This window comes from Pseudomonas sp. 5C2 (assembly GCF_034314155.1).
Lineage (GTDB): Bacteria > Pseudomonadota > Gammaproteobacteria > Pseudomonadales > Pseudomonadaceae > Aquipseudomonas.
In genome coordinates, this window is the sequence record NZ_JAVIWH010000002.1 from 477919 (window position 1) to 498247 (window position 20329).

Consider the following 20329-nt stretch of genomic DNA (forward strand, 5'->3'; position numbering starts at 1 on the left):
CCAGGGCTTATTTCACCGTGTAAATCTGGTCGAAAATACCACCGTCACTGAAGTGGGTTTTTTGCACGGTGCGCCAGTCGCCGAAGGTTTTCTCTACCGAGAGGAAGTCGACTTTAGGGAAGCGGTCGTTGTATTTGGCCAATATGGTCGGATCACGTGGGCGCAGGTAGTTGGTGGCTGCGATTTCCTGGCCTTCAGGGGACCAGAGGTATTTCAGGTATTCCTCTGCAAGGGCACGGCTGCCTTTCTTGTCGACGACTTTATCGACCACGGTCACGGGTGGCTCGGCTTCGGCCGAAACGCTTGGATAAACCACTTCGAACTGATCCCGACCAAATTCCCGGGCGATCATTTCGGCTTCGTTTTCGAAGGTCACCAGCACATCACCAATCTGGTTGGTCATGAAGGTGGTCGTGGCACCACGACCGCCTGTGTCGAGTACAGGCACATTGCTGAATAACTGGCCGACGAACTTTTTCGCGGACGCTTCATCACCGCCATTCTTCAGCGTATAACCCCACGCCGACAGGTAAGTGTAGCGACCATTACCCGAGGTTTTCGGGTTGGGTACGATCACCTGAACACCGTCCTTGACCAGATCAGGCCAGTCTTTCAGGGCTTTAGGGTTGCCCTTGCGCACGATGAAAACCGTGGCCGAGGTGAACGGCGCGCTGTTGTTTGGCAGGCGAGAGACCCAGTCTTTCGGCACCAGACCACCGTTGTCGGCCAGCGCATTGATGTCGGTGGCCATGTTCATGGTGATGACGTCAGCCGGCAGACCATCGATTACGGAGCGGGCCTGTTTGCTTGAGCCACCGAAGGACATTTGCAGGGCGACGTTTTCATTGTGTTCGGCTTGCCAGTGTTTCTGGAACGCGCTGTTGTAGTCTTTGTAGAAGTCGCGCATCACATCATAGGAAACGTTGAGCAGGGTCGGGGCGGCTTGGGCCACGCTGCCGAAGGCCAGGCCTGCGGCCAGAAGTGAGGCGCCAAAGAATTTGTTCACTGCGCATTCCTTATTGGAGGTGTGGGTGAGGCTGCTGATAGGGCGAGTGGCTCATTGCTGGCGACTATAGCCGGGTGGCTATAGTCATTTAAATACTCAAAAGCAATTTGCTTATGCTTTGTTCTCATTTTTGGGAAACAAGGCATTGCCACACCGCGCGCAAAACGCCGCACTGGGCTGGTGGTCGTTCTTGGCGCAGACCGGACACGTGTGCTCCAGTTGTTCTCCACGCATGGCGTTGGCCAGTTCGGCGGTGAAGATCCCGGTGGGCACCGCGATGATGGAGTAACCGGTGATCATCACCAGCGACGACAACATTTGCCCCAGCGGTGTCTTCGGCACAATGTCGCCGAAGCCTACTGTCGTCAGCGTGACGATGGCCCAGTAGATCCCGATGGGGATACTGGTGAACCCATGTTCAGGGCCTTCGATCACATACATCAGGGTGCCGAAAACGATGACCAGGGTAGTGACGGTGGCCAGGAATACGATGATCTTTTGCTTGCTGCCGCGTAGCGCCGCGAGCAGGTAGTTGGCCTGCTTGAGGTAATGACCGAGCTTGAGCACCCGGAAGATTCGCAACATCCGAATGATACGAATGATCAGCAGGTATTGAGCGTCGCTGTAATACAACGCGAGAACGCCGGGCACAATCGCCAGCAGGTCGACCAGGCCATAGAAACTGAAGGCGTAGCGCATCGGTTTAGGCGAGCAGTACAGACGCAGGACATACTCGATGGTGAACACCAGAGTGAACCCCCATTCGATAGTTGCCAGCAGGTTGGCGTAGTCGTGATGAATGCTTTCGATGCTATCGATAATCACCACGACCAGGCTGCTCAGAATGATCAGCAGCAAGGTCTTGTCGAAGCGTCTGCCCGCGACCGTATCGGTCTGAAAGATGATGATGCGTAGCTGTTCCCGCCAGCCGGTGTTGCTGTCCATGGGCTATTTCCGAATTGAGTATGCGTAGAGCCTAGGAGCTTTCCGGTCACCAGTGCAACTGATGATCCAGCGCTGACTGATGTAACAGGCAAGCGCTGGCTTGAACTAACAGAGCCAGCGGGGGTAAAAGATGGGGTCAAGGTGGGCAGGGCATGCACACAGTATCGCCTGCGCGGTGTCGAAGGCGGAGCGGGATCTCTTACAGGTTATGTATCAGCCGCAGTGTCACTTATCGGGCTCACACCCTTTGAGCACCAACCGGATGATGGTCTGCGCGGCGGCTTCGTAGTCGCTGTCGTCGAGTTTGGCTTTGCCGGTGACGGTGGATATTTGCCAGTCAAAGTCGGCGTAGGTCTGGGTCGCGGCCCAGAGGGTGAACATCAAATGGTGCGGGTCGAGCGGTGCGATCTGACCGCTGTCGATCCAGGACTGAATGCAGTCGATGTTGTGTCGGGCCTGGCTGTTGAGCTGTTCGACTTGCTCGGCAGTCAAGTGCGGTGCGCCGTGCATGATCTCGCTAGCGAACACCTTCGAGGCGAACGGCAAGTCGCGGGATATGCGGATTTTCGAGCGAATGTAGCCACTCAGCACCTCAGCCGGTACGCCGTCGCGATTGAACGGCGTCGATGCCTGGAGGATCGGCTCAATGATGCTTTCGAGCACCTCGCGGTAGAGGTTGTCCTTGGATTTGAAGTAGTAGTAGACGTTAGGTTTTGGCAGCCCGGCCTTGGCCGCGATATCGCTGGTCTTGCTGGCTGCGAAACCCTTGTCGGCGAACTCTTCACTGGCTGCGCGCAGGATCAGTTCTTTGTTACGCTCGCGAATGCTGCTCATGAACCAGAGTTTTCCTTGCCTGTGCCAGCGGTTGCGCATGGTAGCACCGGTTTTGCGGCAGGCTCAAGATTGCCCGGGACGGGCGTCCAGCGCGTCACCGGTCTATAGCAAAAAAGCCTGAGTATTCAGGCTTTTTTCAGGGGATTGACTCGCCCTGAATAAGGTTTACACCTTCTGGCTTCTTATCAGGAAGGTGCAATGGATACGGGCACAAGTCGCGCGGCTCAAGTGCCTTGGATTAATCGATCAGTTGGTCTGCGCACCCTTGTCGATCCATGCGCCGATCAGATCACGTTCCTGTTGGGTCATCTGGGTGATATTGCCCAGCGGCATGATCTGCGAAATCACGGCCTGGGCCTGGATGCGCGGTGCCAGTTGCTGGATTTGTTGCGGGGTATCGAACATCACGCCAGCGGGCGCTGTGCTGAACAGTGGGCTGGTCGGCTTGGCCGAATGGCACACGGCGCAGCGTTCTTGAATCACGCTGTGAACCTTGTTGAAATCGATACCGCTGGCGCGTGCTGCAGATGCCGCGTCAGTCGGCCCTTGCGCAGGGCCAGTGACATACGCCAGGCAGATCATGCCCAGCGCGGCAACGGGCAGGGTCCAGGCGAATGTGTGGCTGTTATGGCGGGTATTGAAGTAGTGGCGAACCAGAACCGCCAGTACCGAGATTCCGGCCAGGATCAGCCAGTTGTATTGACTGCCGTAAGTGCTAGGGAAGTGGTTGCTGATCATGATGAACAGCACGGGCAGGGTGAAGTAGTTGTTGTGCCGGGAGCGCAGTAAGCCTTTGGCGGGCAGGCTGGGGTCCGGCGTGCGGCCAGCAGCGATGGCGGCCACCAATGCGCGCTGGGCGGGCATGATGATGCGGAACACGTTGCCGACCATGATCGTGCCGATGATGGCGCCCACATGCAGGTACGCGCCGCGACCGCTGAACACTTTACTGAAACCGAACGCGGCGCCAATCAGCAGCACGAACAGAATCAGGCCGAGCAGGGCGGGGCGCTTGCCCAGTGGCGAGTCGCACAGTACGTCATAGATGAACCAGCCAGCGATCAGCGAACCGATACCGATGGCGATACCTTCGACGCCCGAAAGACTGCTGCCAGGGGCGAGCAAATAAAGCGTCGGGTTGGAGTAGAACACCACACACATCAACACTACGCCGGACATCCAGGTGGAATAGGCTTCCCATTTGAACCAGTGCAGGTTGTCGGGCATGGTCGGCGGGGCGAGTTTGTATTTTTCCAGGTGGTAGATACCGCCACCATGAATGGCCCATAAATCGCCGGCCAGCCCGTCACGCGGGTTGACTCGGTTGAGGTTGTTTTCCAGCCAGACAAAATAGAACGACGCCCCGATCCAGGCCACGCCGGTAATCATATGAACCCAGCGCACGCTCAGGTTCAGCCATTCCATTAAATGTGCTTCCACAGAATTGACCTCTTGCCTGTCACCACTTAAGGGCGCTCAGACCTTCCTTGTTGATGGGGGTCGAGGAACAGGCACTGGTCCTCATCGAAAAAATGCTCATCGCAGTTATTGCCAGTTCCGCTGCGATCAACCACCAGGAAATCATCCCGCTTTTCGATCGTCAGCACCGGGTGGTGCCAAACGCCGCGATGGTAATTAATGCCCTGCCTGCCATTACTGATGAAGGCGCGGACCCACTCTGATTCAGGTGCATCGCCACGTGGCGCGACCACAATCAGAAAAGGATTGCCGAGCAGCGGTATGAACGCCTGACTGCCCAGTGGATGTCGTTCCAGCATGCGCACGGTCAGTGGCATCTGCAACGCTTCGGCGCGGAAGATGCTGATGATCGCCTTGTCATCCGGCGCGGCGGTTTCAACCTCGGCCAGACGATGGAAACGCAGGGTCGAACCGTTGTTGATCATGAAGTGCGCGCTGCCATCGGTTTCAATTACGTCACCGAAGGGGGCGAAAGCTTCTTTGGTCAGGGGTTCGATCATCAGTGTGCGCATGCTATTTCTTCTGTTCTAAGGTTCACGATTAATCTGTAGGGGATTGTATTTATTTCGCGACTTTACCCAGCACGCGAAGGCGACTCACGCCCCCATCCGGGAACACATTCAGGCGGATATGAGTAATCGGGCCCAAGGCTCTTATCTGTTCGGCGAATGTGTGTTCGGCGTGCATTTCCAGCTTCTGGGCCGGCAGCAGTTCGCGCCAGAACAGGCTCTGGGTTTCGATCTGATTGTCCGTGCCGCCTTTGACGAGCGCGGCCTGAATCGAACAGGTGTCCGGGTAGTTGCCCTTGAAGTGCAGGGTGTCGACGATGACTTTTTCAATTTCGCCAGCATGGCCCAAGGCGACGATCACCCAGTCATTGCCCGGCGTGCGTCGACGCGCGGTTTCCCAACCGTCGCCCATGTTGATCCCGCGGCCCGGGTTCAGGATGTTGCTCATACGCCCGTAATGCTCGTCGGAGCAGGCCAGCGCCCGGCCGCCATTGAGCGCTGCAGCAAGGTCGAGTTGTTCGTTGTCACTCACGGCCGACCAATCGCGGAACGGAACGCCATACACCCGCAGACGTGCCACGCCGCCGTCCGGGTAGATGTTGAAGCGCAAGTGGCTGAACGCTTGAGTGTTGCTGATCTCGTGGAAGTGGTGGCTGTTGCCTTGCAGTTCGACGGCCGACAGCACTTCAGTCCATGGGGTGTTTTCGTCCGGCTCGCCAGTGGTCAGGAAGCACGCTTCCAGCGAGGCCGAGGGCGGAAAGTTGCCGGTGAAAAATGAGGTGTCGATGTCCACGCCCTTGATCGAGCCCGGCACGCCCAGGCGGATCACGGCGCTGTCATAACCTTCGAAGCGTTTGCGGCGTGACTCCCAGCCGTCCATCCACTTGCCGTTGTCATCGAACACGCCCTCCTTCCAGACGGCCGGGGTCGGCTGGAACAGACGGTTGGCGTCGGCGAACCAGTCATCGGTGACCGAGATGATTTTGGTGCCCAGACGGGCGTCGGCCAGGTTGACGAATTTCTCGAACGGTGCGGCGTAAGCTTTCATTGTTCTTGTCTGCCTTTACAAAAGTTGGCGTGGGACAGGGTGATTACACATGCTGCAAACGGAACATCGCGATCTTGTTGATTTCCGCCAGCGCGCAGGCGAACTCGGTGTCGACCGGGTTATGAATGCGTGTTTCGAAAGCGGCGAGGATCTGATGTCGGTCACTGCCTTTCACCGCCATGATGAAGGGGAACGCGAACTTGGCCTTGTAGGCGTCGTTCAGCTCGGTGAAGCGCTGAAACTCTTCGGCCGAGCATTGGTGGATACCGGCGTCCGCTTGCTCGTACGTGCTGGCTTCAGTCAGTTGGCCCTGCACGGCGGCTTTGCCGGCAAGGTCCGGGTGGGCGTTGATCACAGCCAGTTGCCGGGCATGATCAGCGCTCAACAGAATGTCGCTCATAAGGGCATGCAAGGTTTCGACATGGTCCAAGTCTGCGCCCTGGCCCATGTCGTAGGCCTGCTCGGCCACCCACGGTGAATGTTCATAAATATCAGCGAAGGCGGCGACGAATGCTTCACGGTTCAGAGACGATGGCGTCAGTGTCTGAAAGCGGCTCATGGCGTGTTCTCGGCTTTCTGATAAGGATGTTCGGTGTGCCAGTGCCGGGCGATATCGACGCGCCGACTGAACCAGACCTGTTCGTGGCCCTTGGCGTATTCGATAAAACGCTTGAGCGCTGCCAGTCGCGCCGGGCGCCCGATCAGCCGGCAGTGCAGGCCGATGGAGAGCATTTTTGGCGCCTCGGCACCTTCGGCGTACAGCACGTCGAACGCATCCTTGAGGTACTGGAAAAACTGCTCGCCATTGTTGAAACCCTGCGCCTGGGTGAAGCGCATGTCATTGGTGTCCAGGGTGTAAGGAATCACCAGGTGTGGCTTGCCGGTGGGAGTGTTCGGTTCCCAGTAGGGCAGGTCATCGTCATAGGTATCGGAGTCGTAGAGGAAGCCACCTTCCTCCATCGCCAAGCGGCGGGTATTGGGCCCGGTACGGCCGGTGTACCAGCCCAGTGGGCGTTCGCCGCTGATCTCGGTAAGGATGCGAATCGCCTCACGCATGTGTTCGCGCTCCTGAGCCTCATCCATGTACTGGTAGTCGATCCAGCGATAACCGTGGCTGCAGATTTCGTGACCGGCTGCAACCATGGCGCGGATCACTTCCGGGTAACGCTGCGCGGCCATGGCCACGGCGAAAACTGTCAGCGGGATATCGAATGCTTTGAACAACTTGAGCACGCGCCACACGCCGACACGGCTGCCGTATTCGTAGAGCGATTCCATGCTCATGTTGCGCTCGCCCTGCAGCGGTTGGGCTGACACCATTTCCGACAGGAAAGATTCGGACTCTTTATCACCGTGCAGAATATTGCGCTCGCCGCCTTCTTCGTAATTGAGCACGAAGGATAGCGCGATGCGGGCATTTCCCGGCCAGTGAGGATGGGGCGGGTTGTTGCCGTATCCGATCAGGTCCCGTGGGTAGTCAGCACTCACAGCAGGCTTCCTTATGTGCGTATTGTCAGTGGCGGCGGTTGCCAGGGCAATCAAGGCCGGCGCCATCGCGATGGCTCGATTGTATACAACTCTTAAATCGTTTTGTAAGCCTGGTTTTTAGCGTTTTTCCAGGAGCTAGTGCCTGCAAGAAACTTGCCTGAGCGATCAGCTTATATCTGCAAGAGGGCTTAATCGCCTGATTGTTGGCCGAAACAGATGTCTCGATGTAATCCTCGTCATGCCGCTCTAGAAAGCGATATTTATTGTGTACAATTTTTTTAGCAAATGTCTTAATTACGGCTCGCCGCTCTCAATCCTGGCACCATAAGGGGGCAGCCTGATCTTTCAACTGACTGCGCGAGGGGCTGACGAGCAATGGGACGATTGACGACGCATGTATTGGATGCCGCCCACGGCTGCCCGGGCAGCGCTATCAAAATCGAGTTGTACCGGGTCGAAGGTGAACGCCTGGAGCGGGTTGCCACTGCGGTGACCAACGCCGATGGCCGATGCGATGGTCCTTTGTTACAGGGCGATGATTACCGTTCGGGCGTCTACCAATTGCAGTTTCATGCCGGTGACTACTACCGGGCACGGGGCATGGATTTGCCTGATCAACCGTTCCTTGATGTGGTGGTTCTGCGGTTCGGGATTGATGCCGCGCAGGACCACTATCACGTGCCGTTATTGATTTCGCCCTACAGCTACTCGACGTATCGCGGCAGTTAGTCGCTGCCGGGTAGCTCCCCTCGTCATCTCTTGCCCGCTCACGTTGCGGGCTTTTTTCTGTCCGGAAAACAGGTAGCCGATATTTATGTAGTCATTGCGCGCCGGCGGGCTTGGGCACACTTCCGGGTCTAATCAATTCTGGAATAATCCATGATTTCAATGACGCTAGCCCCCGCAGACCTCCTGACACAAGAGGGCGAAGACATTCCGTCTGTCGACGCTTTGCTGTACCGCCGGATCGTATCGTTTGGCAGTTTGCCGCCCGCGCGTTTCGTCGCCTTGTGCGAAGAGAAAGTCGCGCTGTATGGCAACCGTATTCAGGCATGGATCGGGGAGGAGGGCGAGCGCGTAAAGCCCTTGGCCGAGTACCGCCGTTTTCACGCTGCATTGCATAGCGCCTCGGTGTCGATGCAAGCAATTACGAGCACCCTGGGTGCCAGTACAGCGCAACTTATCAATGAAAACACTGCCGGGTTGATCGCGCATCGCGAGCAAGCGTTGCTCAGTGAAGCGCAGCTTCAGGCCTATGAGGGCTCGATCAGCGCTGTCGAGCTGACGCACATCCAGCAAGCGGTTGGCACGCTTGACCCTGTTGCCGAGTCAGTGCGGGTGACTGACCTGTGCATCGCTGTCGGCGAAACGGTTCATGCCTTGAGCGGCGTCCTGATTTTTACCACGCAACAGGCGCTCGATACGCCTGATGCCGAAGAGTCCGCGTTGTTATTCATGCCGGGGAAAGGTGGTGGACTGCAGAAGTTCTCGTCTTTGCAGGCGCTCAAAGATGACGTGCAGTTCACCTTGCAGTCGGGCCTGGACACGCCGTTCTGGCGGCATGTGTCTGCCTCATCGCGAGGTGCGGCAATGGGCGCGGCCAGGACCGGCCCTCTGGAGTTGATTACCCGTGTCACCACTGCGCCAGCCATGACCCACAGCGTGCACGTGCAGATTGAAAGCCTTGAAGCCTCCATTCGCGCGGCCACCGATGGTCAACGATTTTTTGATGACGCCAGCAACGAGGAGGCCACGCTGAGTCGTTTGTATCTGGAGTCGGCTGACAACCTGCAGGTCCATCGCAACGACGCGCGGGACCAGGCCATCGACCGTGTGGCAGAGCAGCAGCGAACCGGTGAATTAGTTGCTCAGATGCCGCAATGGCTGTTGCACGCCCCGGTCGATATTCGCCGTGAGCATGGCCAGCGATTGAGCGCATACCATGCAGCGGCGGCCTTGCTGGAACGCGAGTTGGACGCAGTGTTGCCGTCATTCGAGGCATTCACCCGCCAGACGCTCGCGGCTCGGATCAAGGACGATCTGGGCATTGATGTCGACGCCGATCAGGTCTTTATCGATCTGCCCGAAAGCGCGACTCGGGATTTCGATATCGATCCGCAGTACGGCGTGCTTCGCCATGGCAACAGCTGGAGTGCAAGTGCCGGGCGGGTAAGGTTCTCCGTGGCTGAGTGGGCTCGTTATAACATCGATCCCAAGGATGAAGAGATGACGGCGCGACTGACCTTTGCCCGGATCGATTCGCCTGCCGGTGACCTTGGAACGGCGATTGGCCTGACAGTCGATTACATCAGCCGAATCATTCCTCTGGTCAATATCGCCGCTCAGTACCGGGCGTTGCTGGGCCGCGTGTTCCAGACGCGTACGGAGACGTCGCCGCTGATCACGCCCGATGTTTTGCTCAAACCCTATGAACTGGAAATTCTGCTGGAAGGTTTTGCTGCCCTGCAAGAAAAACGCTTGAGCGCTCATGGCTATCGCGTGCTTGAGCAGGCGGTGCAGGCACGTTCCAATGCGGACTTGCACGCAGCCCAACTGCGAATGAGCTGGGTCGTTTTAAACCCGGGTCATGCGGTAAGCGGTGAAACCAAAAGCGCGACGCTTTCAGGTCTCTGCGTTATCCATCACGAGACAACAGGGACCACATTGGTCTATTTGCCCCAGGCACCCACTGGCGTTTCGCTGATAGAAGCCATGAGTCTGCAAGAAGCCAAGGCGCGGCTGATTAACAAACTCATCAATAACCCGCCGCTGATCGAGTACCTGGTTTCGCGTGCTGGCGAAGAGGGCAGCCAAGCGGCTAATACGCGTTATATCGAACAGGCATTGCTACGCAAATTCGACGGTTTTATCACCTTCACCCCAGCTCTTTTTCTAAAAATAGCGGCTCAGCAGGTGGATGTACGTGCCAGGCTGATCCATGTACACACCAAGCTTGATGCGCGTAGCAACGCCGACATCCGCAGTGGACACGACCTTCGTGAAAGCCAGGCATATATGGCGTACTTCAAGGCAATCCTGTCGTTCTTGCCCGGTATGGGGACCCTGTTCAGCGTGCATGACGGCTGGAATGACGGTCACTCCGCAGCTGCAGCTTTCAGAGAGGGCAGAACGTTCGAGGGCGAGGTGCTGACGGCAAGCGCATCCCTGAGCGTTCTGGACATCCTGCTCTCAGTCGTGCCCGGTGTCGCCACGGTTGCCGCCTTCGCCAAGGTCGCCCGCCGCGCGACAAAATTGCGCCAGGCTGCCCGGTTGACGGGCACCCTGCCCTCGGTCACGCGCAAGCGCTACGTGCTCACGTCATTCAAAGGGTATGAGGCCGACGTTTCACCGGTCGGAGCAAGCAAACAGAACGGGGTCAACGCGTGCACGGCGTTGAAAGACGGGCAGCTCTGGATACAACGGCAAGGCAAGTTTTACAAGGTCTACAGGCGCAAAGGCGAGCAGTCACTTCGTCTGCAAAAGACGGTGGGTCAGGGGTATGAACCTCCGGTGCGTCTCGACTCGCAGGGGGACTGGGTTTATCACATGGATGTCGGCCTCAAGGGAGGGGTGAAATCGAGTATTGCCGAGACGCTGATTAGTGAAGCCCATCCCGATGGCAGCTTTACGCGCAAGCAGGCGCGCGAGTTGCTTGATCAGTTTGCGTTTCCCGTCGATCAACAACGACGGCTTGAATTGGACGTGGCCGTACATTACCAAAGCCACAGAGCAGTTCCAGGCTGGGCAGAGGCCCATCGACGCCAACCACAAGGTGAGACGGTCGCTCCCCTGCCCATTCCCGTTGCAAGCAAACGCAAGCAGCCAGCACCCTCAACCAGCGAAACCAATCGCCAGCCGCCGCAACCGGTTCCGGGTACCAGTCGGAGCATCGCCGTGCCAGCAGATAATTGGAAAGGCTGGGGCCAGGAGCTGGACGAGCTGACTGTTCTGGAGCCCATCGGGCAACAACCGCCGATCTTCCGGGTGACCGGTGCGCCTGAGCGCGAAGTCGTTGTCATCGGCCGCGAGTGTTTCGATATCCTGCCTGCCGGTTCGACACAAAGCCCGAGCATGGTATTTCTGCGCAACCCGGCAGCGGGGAACTCCAGAGGCAGCTTCGCAGAGTTGAACGAGGTCATCAGGGTCAATCCGTTCGATCAACCGGTGATGGCTTCTTTCAAGGCAGGCCAATGGACGGTTCATGGGCCTTTGTTTTCGAAAAAAATCCAGAGCCTCATTGCTGATATTCGCCCGGCATTTACCCCCATCTCCCAGCGAGTGCTGGCGGAAAAGCTTTATCAACTGGCCGACAGTACCAGCCTCAGCATGACGGCGACCCGGTTGATAAATATGAAAGCGACGCTCAATGCCTGGAGGAAGGGGCACGCTGCGCCATTGGCAAAACTCAACGATCCGCTGACCATGCTTGATGGGGCAAGGCCTACAGGCAGCACCTATCAAAGCATGAACATCAGCTATGAAAGTTCGCTCGACACCTTTCATCGGCTGGACTTCCTGCCCGGCGATCCGTCAGACCTGGCAAAGCTTAGAGGGGGGGCGGATGCGATGAGTGCCCAGGAACTGAGTGAGTTGATGACCCGCCAGTTGACGTCGAGCGGTTACGAGCTATTACCCGGCGGGGACTTGATGCACTTCACGCCCACGTTGACGTTTCAGCGGCCCGGACTGGATAAGCTGTACATGATGAGTGTGCGGCGAGTCCACAACAGTCAGGTGGCGCATGAGCTACAACCTCTACCGTTGGGATTTCCGCTGTCCAGCACGTGGCTTGATGCCTTTTTGGACCGCTATGCCGGTACGTCGGTAGCGACAAGAATCGCGACCGCCCAAGAGCAGGGGAGTCTGATCAGGCTGGTGGGCGGGACAAACACCACGAGGGTGTCGGGTGTTAGAACACAATTGTTTGTCGTCAGGGTCGCCGATGATATTTGACGGAGGTTGATTTTCAATACGCTTTTGCGGGAACGCGTTGGCCGAGTTTGCTTTGCAATAACGCGCCGAGCTGTCGGATTTTTTGACCGCCAGCTCAGCGCCTCGCAATAAGCGAAGTCGTGATTTTGTGTACAAAAAACCTAATAATTTTTTTAAAGTTGTACGTAATATGTTCGATGTCGTGTGCGTAAAGCTGTAGACAAGACCGCACCTATTCACCCCTCATGCACTGTGTACAATGTGGCGGTACTTTATCTGTGATTTGCACACGAGCGCCCATGAACGAACCGTTGCAGCCCCTCAAAAAACAGCCGAGAACCGTCAAGGCTGGCCGTGTCGGCACGCAGGACGACAGGGTCTACGCGCATATTTTCGAGGCGATTCTCGAACAGCGTCTGGCCCCCGGTACGAAGCTGAGCGAGGAGGCTCTCGGGGAGATTTTCGGCGTCAGCCGCACGATCATTCGTCGTGCCCTGTCACGCCTGGCCCACGAAGGAGTCGTGTTACTGCGGCCCAACCGTGGCGCGGTGGTTGCCAGTCCGAGCGTCGAGGAGGCGCGGCAGGTATTTTTTGCCCGACGCATGGTGGAAAAAGCGATCACTGAGTTGGCGGTCGAACACGCTACGCCTGAGCAGCTTGCCCAATTGCGGCAAATGGTCAGTGATGAACGCGACAGTTTTTCACGTGGAGACCGAGGTGCCGGGATTCGCTTGTCGGGCGAGTTCCATCTCACGCTGGCGGTGGCCGCGCAGAATGCGCCGCTGATCAGCTTCCAGCGCAGTCTCGTTTCCCAGACATCGTTGATCATCGCCCAGTACGAAAGCGGCAACCGCTCGCACTGCTCCTACGATGAACACACCCAGTTGATCGACGCCATCGAGGCGCGTAACACCGAGCTGGCCGTGAGCCTGATGATGCATCACATAGATCACATCGACAGCAAACTCAACCTTGACGAAGAGAGCGCCTCAGACGACTTGCACGCGGTGTTTTCGCACCTGCTGCAAAGCAAGAAAAAGCCGGGGCGCAGTCCGACGATTTAAGCGGTGGGACTGCAAGATCGCTGATGCACCAACTGCCCCGCCGAGTAGGTCTCCAGCACCGCGCGGTCGTCCCCCAGCGTCGTCAGTACAAATAACGTCTCTTCGATATCCTTGGTCTGTTTCAGGCGATAGGAGAGCAGCGGGGTGGCGTGGTAGTCGAGGATCAGGAAGTCCGCCTCATTGCCAGGGTGCAAACTGCCAATTTTGTCTTCCAGGCGCAGTGCTCGCGCGCCGCCCAATGTCGCCAGGTACAGCGACTTGAACGGGCTCAGTTTCGCCCCCTGCAACTGCATCACTTTGTACGCTTCGTTCAGCGTTTGCAGGATCGAGAAGCTGGTGCCTGCGCCGACGTCAGTACCCAGGCCAACATTGAGTTTGTGCTTCTCGGCCATTGGCAGATTGAACAGACCGCTGCCCAGAAACAGGTTCGACGTCGGGCAGAACGCCACGGCCGAACCGGTCTCTGCCAACCGCTGGCATTCGTCGTCACACAGGTGCACGCCGTGGGCGAATACCGAGCGCTCGCCGAGCAGATTGAAGTGGTCATAAACATCCAGATAGCCGCTGCGATCCGGGAACAGCGCCTTGACCCATTCGATTTCTTTCAGGTTTTCACTGATGTGGGTTTGCAGGTACACGTCGGGGTATTCACTGAGCAATTGTCCGGCCAATGCCAGCTGCTCCGGGGTGCTGGTCGGAGCGAAACGTGGGGTCACCGCGTAGTGCAGGCGACCCTTGCCATGCCAGCGCTCGATCAACGCTTTGCTGTCGATGTAGCTCGATTCTGCGGTGTCGGTCAGGTAGTCCGGCGCGTTGCGATCCATCATCACCTTGCCGGCAATCATGCGCAGATTGAGCTTTTCGGCTACGGTGAAAAACGCCTCCACCGAGGCCTTGTGCACACTGCCGAACACCAGCGCGGTGGTCGTACCGTTACGCAGTAATTCTTTAAGGAAAATGTCCGAGACTTCAGCTGCATGAGCTGGATCAGCGAACTGTTTCTCGCAGGGAAAGGTGTAGGTATTCAGCCAATCCAGCAGTTGTTCTCCATAGGAACCGACCATGCCGGTTTGTGGCAAATGGATGTGCGTGTCGATGAAGCCGGGAGTAATCAGCGCGTCAGGGTATTCGGTAATATCGACATCGGCACCGAGCTGTCCCAGCAGGTCCGCGGCATGCCCAAGGGCGACAATCTTGCCATTTTCGACCACCAGCAAACCGTCTTCGAAATACTCATAGGACGCCTCGACCACCACCACCTCGGCAGGATCGGCGATGCTGTGCAGGATGGCAGCACGGTAGGCTTTGGTGACGGTGTGGCTACCGTTTTTTGCAGATACAGATGTCATAGAAATCTCATTGAACTTGGCTGCGGCGTGAAACCGGCAATAGGTGCGCAACAGGTTCGGCATGGCTGCTGTGTTGGCCGAAGCTGGCGTTGTAGGTAGCGATCACTTCAGCGGCAATGGACACGGCGATCTCGAAGGGCAATTTGCCTTTGACCTCGGCCAGGCCCATCGGGCAACGCATGCGTTGCAGCAGTGCCGCATCGAAACCGCGCTCACGCAGGCGATTCTCGAATTTGACCCGCTTGGTCTTCGAACCGATCAAGCCGAAATAAGTGAAATCATTGCGCGTGAGAATGGCTGCCGTCAGCTCGAGGTCCAGTTGATGGTTGTGGGTCATGACGATGCAATAACTGCCTGTGGGTAATTGCTCGACTTCATCCACAGGCTCTTCGTTGACGATCCGTGTAACGCCCTCCGGGATCAGCGCGGGGAACTCCTGTTCTCGCGAATCGATCCAGCGCACCCGACAGGGCAGGCTGGCGAGTAGCGGGACCAGCGCCCGGCCGACATGCCCTGCACCGAATACCGCAATCTGTGCCTGAGGCTGGCCCATGGGTTCGAACAGCAAGACGTTCACCCCACCGCAGCACTGACCCAGGCTGGCGCCCAGGCTGAAGCGCTCCAGGCGCGTGTATTGACTGCCGCTGGCGAGCATCTCGCGGGCGATCTGCATGGCCTTGTATTCCAGGTGCCCACCCCCGACGGTGTCGAAAATCCGTCCGGCAGTGACGACCATCTTCGAACCGGCATTGCGCGGCGTCGAGCCGCGCTCGTCGATGATGGTCACCAGTACGCAGGGTTCGCCCTGGTTTTGCAGTTCGGCGAGAGCGCTGATCCAGTTGTTCATGTGCGGTCTCCTAAGCTCTTGTAGGCGCGGGCTCGCCAGCGATGCGCCCAGGGTCGCGCTCGGCCGCAGCCGTCGCGCTATGCAACGTGCGCATTTGCTCGCACCCCCACAACACCCGCTCCGGGGTCGCAGGCGCGTCGATCTTCGGTTGATGTCGGTAGTCGCCAAGGCTGGCGACGGCGTCCTTGATCGCGCACCAGGCGGCGATGCCGAGCATGAACGGCGGCTCGCCCACGGCCTTGGAATGGAACACCGTGTCTTCCGGGTTTTTGCGGTTTTCCACCAGCTTGATCCGCAGGTCCAGGGGCATGTCGGCGACTGCCGGAATTTTGTAACTGGCCGGGCCGTTGGTCATCAATTTGCCCTTGGCATTCCACACCAACTCTTCCATGGTCAGCCAGCCCATGCCCTGAATGAAGCCGCCTTCGACCTGGCCCATGTCGATGGCCGGGTTCAGCGAGGCGCCCACGTCATGCAGGATGTCGGTGCGGAGCATCTTGTATTCGCCGGTCAAGGTATCGATCACCACTTCAACGCAAGCCACGCCGTAAGCGAAGTAGTAGAACGGATGACCGCGCGCTTGGCTGCGGTCGTAATAGATTTTAGGTGTCTTGTAATAGCCAGTGCTCGACAGCGATACCTGACCGACCCATGCCTGTTGCGCCAGGGATTCGAACGACAGAATGTGCTCGCCAACCCGCACGTGGCCATTGTGAAACTGCACCTGATCTTCGCCGACCTTGTACTGCCGCGCAGCAAATTCCACCAACCGTTGTTTGAGAATCTCAGCAGCGTTCTGCGCAGCTTTACCGTTCAGGTCTGCACCGCTGGAAGCTGCCGTCGGCGAGGTGTTCGGCACTTTGTCGGTAGTGGTCGCAGTGATCTGGATGCGGTCGATATCAACCTGGAACACCTCGGCCACCACCTGCGCAACCTTGATGTTCAGACCCTGGCCCATCTCGGTGCCGCCATGGTTCAGGTGGATGCTGCCATCGGTGTAGATATGGATCAGCGCACCGGCTTGATTGAGGAAGCTGGCGGTGAAGGAAATGCCGAATTTCACCGGGGTCAGCGCCAGGCCTTTTTTTAGCACCGGGCTGTGTGCGTTGTAGGCACGAATCGATTTTCGCCGTTCTGCATACTGGCTGCTGGCCTCCAGTTCGGCGGTCATTTCTTCGAGCATGTTGTGCTCGACCGTCTGGTAGTAATGGGTAACGTTACGCTCGGTCTTGCCGTAGTAGTTGGCTTTGCGCACGTCCAGCGGGTCTTTGCCCAAGTGACGGGCGATAGTGTCCATCACTTCTTCGATCGCGACCATGCCTTGCGGGCCGCCGAAGCCGCGATAGGCGGTGTTTGAGGCGATATTGGTCTTGCAACGATGGCCATTGATGGTGGCGTCACCCAAGTAGTACGCGTTATCGGCATGGAACATCGCCCGGTCGACAATAGAGTTGGACAGGTCCGGTGAGCAGCCGCAGTTGCCAGCCAACTCCAGCTGAATCCCGTGCAGGCGTCCGCTGTCATCGAAGCCGACGTCATATTCGATATAGAAGGGGTGACGCTTGCCGGTCATCAGCATGTCTTCGACCCGGGGCAGACGCATCTTGGTCGGCAGCCCGGTCAACACGGCGATCACCGCGCACAGGCACGCAGGGCTTGCCGCCTGGGTTTCCTTGCCGCCAAAACCACCGCCCATGCGGCGCATATCGACCACGATTTTGTTCATCGACACGCCGAGCACTGCGGCCACCAGCTTTTGTACTTCGGTGGGGTTCTGCGTCGAGCAATAGACAATCATGCCCCCGTCTTCGGTGGGCATCACTGACGAGACCTGGGTTTCCAGGTAAAAGTGTTCCTGCCCGCCGATGTGCAAGTTGCCTTGTAGGCGATGCGGCGCACTGGCGAGAGCGCTGGCCGAATCACCGCGTTGATGGGTATGGCTGTCGAAGACGAAATGTTTTTTGCGCAAGGCCTCCACCACGTCCAGAACGGGCTCGAGGTCCTCGTATTCGATGATCGCGGCCATTGCCGCCTTGCGCGCGGTTTCCATATCCCGTGCGGCAACCGCGATCACCGGTTGACCGACGAATTCTACAACATCGATGGCCAGCAACGGATCGCCCGGCAGCAGCGGACCAATGTCCTTGAGGCCCGGAATGTCGTCATGAGTGATGGCGATGCGCACGCCTTCAAAGGCATAGCACGGCGATGTGTCGACGCTGATGATCCGCGCGTGGGCGCGGTCGGACAGGCTTGCATACACGTGCAATTGATTCGGGAATTCCAGACGGTCGTCGATGTACACCGCCTCGCCGGACACATGCTTGTCAGCGCTGTCGTGCTTGACGCTGCGACCCACGCCCGTGCTCAGGTCCTGCTGAAACAGCGCGGCCATTTCGGCTTGGCTGTCTTCCAAGGTTTGGTCCGGGGCATGGTTAGACATAAGAGGTCACCCGCGTTTCGATGTGAGGCGTTTGCAGCTCGATGAAATATTTGCGCAGCAGGTTTTGCGCACTCAGCAGGCGGTATTCCTTGCTTGCGCGAAAGTCTGACAACGGGGTGAAATCCTCAGCCAGGGCCGCGCAGGCACGCTCCACGGTGGCCGAGGTCCAAGGTGCGCCGATCAGCGCGTGTTCACAGGCAGCGGCGCGTTTAGGGATCGCCGCCATGCCGCCGAATGCAACGCGCGCATCGACAACGGCGCCATTCTCGACCTGCAAGCGGAAGGCCGCGCACACCGCAGAAATATCGTCGTCCAGCCGTTTCGACACTTTGTAGGCGCGGAACGCCTGTCTGTCGTTGGCCTTGGGTACGATGATTTTTTCGATGAACTCGCTTTCCTGGCGTGCCGTCACGCGGTAGTCGATGAAGTAGTCTTCCAGCGCGAGGGTGCGGCGGACTTCGCCTTTGCACAGGACAATCTGCGCACCGAGGGCGATCAGCAGAGGAGGGGAGTCACCGATGGGCGAGGCGTTGCCGATGTTGCCGCCCAAGGTGCCCTGATTGCGGATCTGCAAGGAGGCGAAGCGCTGAAGCAGCTCGCCGAAGTCCTGGTATTCAGCGGTCAGTGCTGCGTAGCAGTCGGTCAACGAGGTGGCGGCGCCGATCTCGATACGGTCGTCGAAGTGCTCAATGCGTTTCATTTCTTCGATGTTGCCGACGTAGATCATCACCGGCAGCGTGCGATGGAGTTGAGTGACTTCCAGCGCCAGATCGGTACCGCCGGCCAGCAAGCGCGCTTGCGGATAGGCGTTATACAAATCGGCCAGGTTGCTGACAGTCAACGGCACCAGGCAGCGTTTGTCGCCGCTGTTGAGTTCGCCGGTTTCTTTTGGTGCGATGGCCCGCAAACGGGCGATGGTCTCTGTCTGGCGCTGATCGAACTGGTCGGGCTCGCGTTGAGTGCAGGCTTGCTCGGCGGCGGCGAGAATCGGGCGATAGCCGGTGCAACGGCACAGATTGCCGGCCAATGCTTCGTGGGCTTGATGAGTGTTGGCTTCGCTGCTGTTCTTCTGCAGCGCGAACAGCGACATGACAAACCCGGGTGTGCAGAAACCACATTGCGAACCGTGACACTCGACCATGGCTTTTTGCACGCTGTGCAGTTGGCCTTGATGCTTGAGGTCCTCGACGCTGATCAATTGTTTGCCGTGCAACGAGGCAACGAACGTCAGGCAGGCATTGATGCTGCGATAGCGCAGGTGCTCGGCGCCATCGTTATCGGTGCTCAATTCGCCGATCACCACGGTGCAGGCGCCACAATCGCCGCTGGCACAGCCCTCTTTAGTGCCGGGTTTGCCCAGATGCTCGCGCAAATAATTGAGCACGGTCAGATTCGGGTCCAGGGCGTGCTCGGTGCGTAGCGCCTGATTGAGTAAGAGTTGGATCACGGAAGGCCCCTCTGCACGTTATTTTTGTAATCGACACATGGACTGAATTTATCAGCTCTGACTTTTTGGTCAATTATTTGCTGACCCTTAAGTCAGGAAAAATCGCTTTTCCCGGTTTTGCCGATTAACGGTGTGCCTGATCGGTAACAAAATTGCCGACCAGTGCTCAAAGAATTGCTTATTTCGTGCCAGATTCAACCCCCATGGCCCTGCGCCATGGCTGCCCATTGCGATACACTGCGCGGCTTGTATGATTTAGCCGAAGTTGAAGGAAAACCATGACGTTCAAGGCGCCGGATAGCCTCGCCGAGCAAATCGCTCACCACCTCGCAGAACGGATCGTTCGTGGCGAGCTCAAGCCGGGTGAGCGCATTCAAGAGCAAAAAGTCACTCAAGCATTGAGTGTCAGTCGTGGTTCGGTGCGTGAAGCCTTGCTGATTCTCGAGCGCCGCCACCTGATCGTGATCCTGCCGCGTCGTGGCGCCCAAGTGACCGAACTTAACGCGCACAACGTTGAAAGCCTGTGCGCGCTGATGGGCGAGCTGTACATCCTGCTTGCCAATGCCGTGGCCAATCGTTGGGAAACGCATGCTGATCTTGCGCCGTTTTTGCGGGTTCAGCAGCGCCTGACCGCCAGCTACGAGCGTCAGGACGTGAAAATGTTCGTTGAAGAGAGCTTCAACGTAATGCGCGCCGCTTACCCGTTCGCCAATAACCCGTACCTGCAAGAAACAGTCGAAAACCTGCAGCCGTCCATGAGCCGTAACTATTACCTGGCGCTGGACCAACGCAAGGCGGAAATGAGCGAGTACCTGACCCTGTTCGCGCAACTGCTCGACTCGGTCGTGGCGCGCGACCATGCGCAGATTCGTAATGTGCTGCGCAGCTATGTCGAGCGCAGTTGCAAGTTGGTACTGTCCGCCCTGACTGCAGGCTGA

The 20329-nt window shown here is 57.9% G+C and carries 16 protein-coding genes; 4 read left to right on the forward strand and 12 right to left on the reverse strand.

Features of this window, described 5'->3' with window-relative positions:
- Nucleotides 1-7: 7 nt before the first annotated feature.
- From RGU44_RS02875 to puuE, 8 genes are all read right to left on the reverse strand, one after another.
- The gene (locus RGU44_RS02875) at nt 8-1006 is read right to left on the reverse strand and encodes a sulfate ABC transporter substrate-binding protein (RefSeq protein ID WP_322215502.1); all 999 of its coding nucleotides are present in this window, start codon (nt 1004-1006) and stop codon (nt 8-10) included.
- A gap of 111 nt (nt 1007-1117) precedes the next feature.
- A complete protein-coding gene (locus RGU44_RS02880) occupies nt 1118-1951 on the reverse strand; it encodes an ion transporter (RefSeq protein ID WP_322179948.1) in 834 nt (277 codons plus the stop codon).
- A gap of 225 nt (nt 1952-2176) precedes the next feature.
- Nucleotides 2177-2785, reverse strand: a complete 609-nt coding sequence (locus RGU44_RS02885; RefSeq protein WP_322179945.1) for a TetR/AcrR family transcriptional regulator — start codon at nt 2783-2785, stop codon at nt 2177-2179.
- A gap of 246 nt (nt 2786-3031) precedes the next feature.
- The gene (locus RGU44_RS02890) at nt 3032-4225 is read right to left on the reverse strand and encodes a urate hydroxylase PuuD (protein WP_322179943.1); all 1194 of its coding nucleotides are present in this window, start codon (nt 4223-4225) and stop codon (nt 3032-3034) included.
- Nucleotides 4226-4251: 26 nt separating this feature from the next.
- Nucleotides 4252-4776: an ureidoglycolate lyase gene (locus RGU44_RS02895; protein WP_322215505.1), complete on the reverse strand. Its 525-nt coding sequence runs from the start codon at nt 4774-4776 to the stop codon at nt 4252-4254.
- A 49-nt stretch (nt 4777-4825) separates the two neighbouring features.
- Complete coding sequence (gene alc / locus RGU44_RS02900; RefSeq protein ID WP_322215507.1) at nt 4826-5821, reverse strand: allantoicase; 996 nt, start codon at nt 5819-5821, stop codon at nt 4826-4828.
- A gap of 43 nt (nt 5822-5864) precedes the next feature.
- The gene (gene uraD / locus RGU44_RS02905) at nt 5865-6380 is read right to left on the reverse strand and encodes a 2-oxo-4-hydroxy-4-carboxy-5-ureidoimidazoline decarboxylase (protein ID WP_322215509.1); all 516 of its coding nucleotides are present in this window, start codon (nt 6378-6380) and stop codon (nt 5865-5867) included.
- A complete protein-coding gene (gene puuE / locus RGU44_RS02910) occupies nt 6377-7309 on the reverse strand; it encodes an allantoinase PuuE (protein ID WP_322215511.1) in 933 nt (310 codons plus the stop codon). Before puuE ends, uraD begins: the two co-directional genes overlap by 4 nt.
- 375 nt (nt 7310-7684) lie before the next feature.
- On the opposite strand from puuE, the gene uraH reads away from it, so the two are divergent.
- The 3 genes from uraH to RGU44_RS02925 all read left to right on the forward strand — a co-directional run bounded on the left by uraH (nt 7685) and on the right by RGU44_RS02925 (nt 13305).
- Nucleotides 7685-8038 carry a hydroxyisourate hydrolase gene (gene uraH, locus RGU44_RS02915; protein ID WP_322215513.1) on the forward strand — a complete coding sequence of 118 codons (354 nt, stop codon included), beginning with the start codon at nt 7685-7687 and terminating at the stop codon, nt 8036-8038.
- 150 nt (nt 8039-8188) lie between these two features.
- On the forward strand, nt 8189-12262 hold the full coding sequence (locus RGU44_RS02920; protein WP_322215515.1) for a dermonecrotic toxin domain-containing protein: 4074 nt from the start codon (nt 8189-8191) through the stop codon (nt 12260-12262).
- 278 nt (nt 12263-12540) lie between these two features.
- Complete coding sequence (locus RGU44_RS02925; RefSeq protein WP_322179927.1) at nt 12541-13305, forward strand: GntR family transcriptional regulator; 765 nt, start codon at nt 12541-12543, stop codon at nt 13303-13305.
- Here RGU44_RS02925 and guaD read toward each other — a convergent pair.
- Genes guaD through xdhA form a run of 4 tightly spaced genes read right to left on the reverse strand, consistent with a single transcriptional unit; the run spans nt 13302 to nt 19391 of the window.
- Nucleotides 13302-14654, reverse strand: coding sequence for a guanine deaminase (gene guaD / locus RGU44_RS02930; protein ID WP_322215517.1), 1353 nt, complete (start codon nt 14652-14654; stop codon nt 13302-13304). The two genes, RGU44_RS02925 and guaD, sit on opposite strands and share 4 nt — an antisense overlap.
- A 7-nt stretch (nt 14655-14661) precedes the next feature.
- Nucleotides 14662-15501, reverse strand: coding sequence for a xanthine dehydrogenase accessory protein XdhC (gene xdhC, locus RGU44_RS02935; RefSeq protein WP_322179923.1), 840 nt, complete (start codon nt 15499-15501; stop codon nt 14662-14664).
- A 10-nt stretch (nt 15502-15511) separates the two neighbouring features.
- Nucleotides 15512-17944 carry a xanthine dehydrogenase molybdopterin binding subunit gene (xdhB, locus tag RGU44_RS02940; protein WP_322215520.1) on the reverse strand — a complete coding sequence of 811 codons (2433 nt, stop codon included), beginning with the start codon at nt 17942-17944 and terminating at the stop codon, nt 15512-15514.
- The gene (gene xdhA, locus RGU44_RS02945; protein ID WP_322179919.1) at nt 17937-19391 is read right to left on the reverse strand and encodes a xanthine dehydrogenase small subunit; all 1455 of its coding nucleotides are present in this window, start codon (nt 19389-19391) and stop codon (nt 17937-17939) included. Before xdhA ends, xdhB begins: the two co-directional genes overlap by 8 nt.
- 278 nt (nt 19392-19669) lie before the next feature.
- Here xdhA and RGU44_RS02950 point away from each other — a divergent pair, with 278 nt between their 5' ends.
- Nucleotides 19670-20329 carry a GntR family transcriptional regulator gene (locus tag RGU44_RS02950; protein WP_322215523.1) on the forward strand — a complete coding sequence of 220 codons (660 nt, stop codon included), beginning with the start codon at nt 19670-19672 and terminating at the stop codon, nt 20327-20329.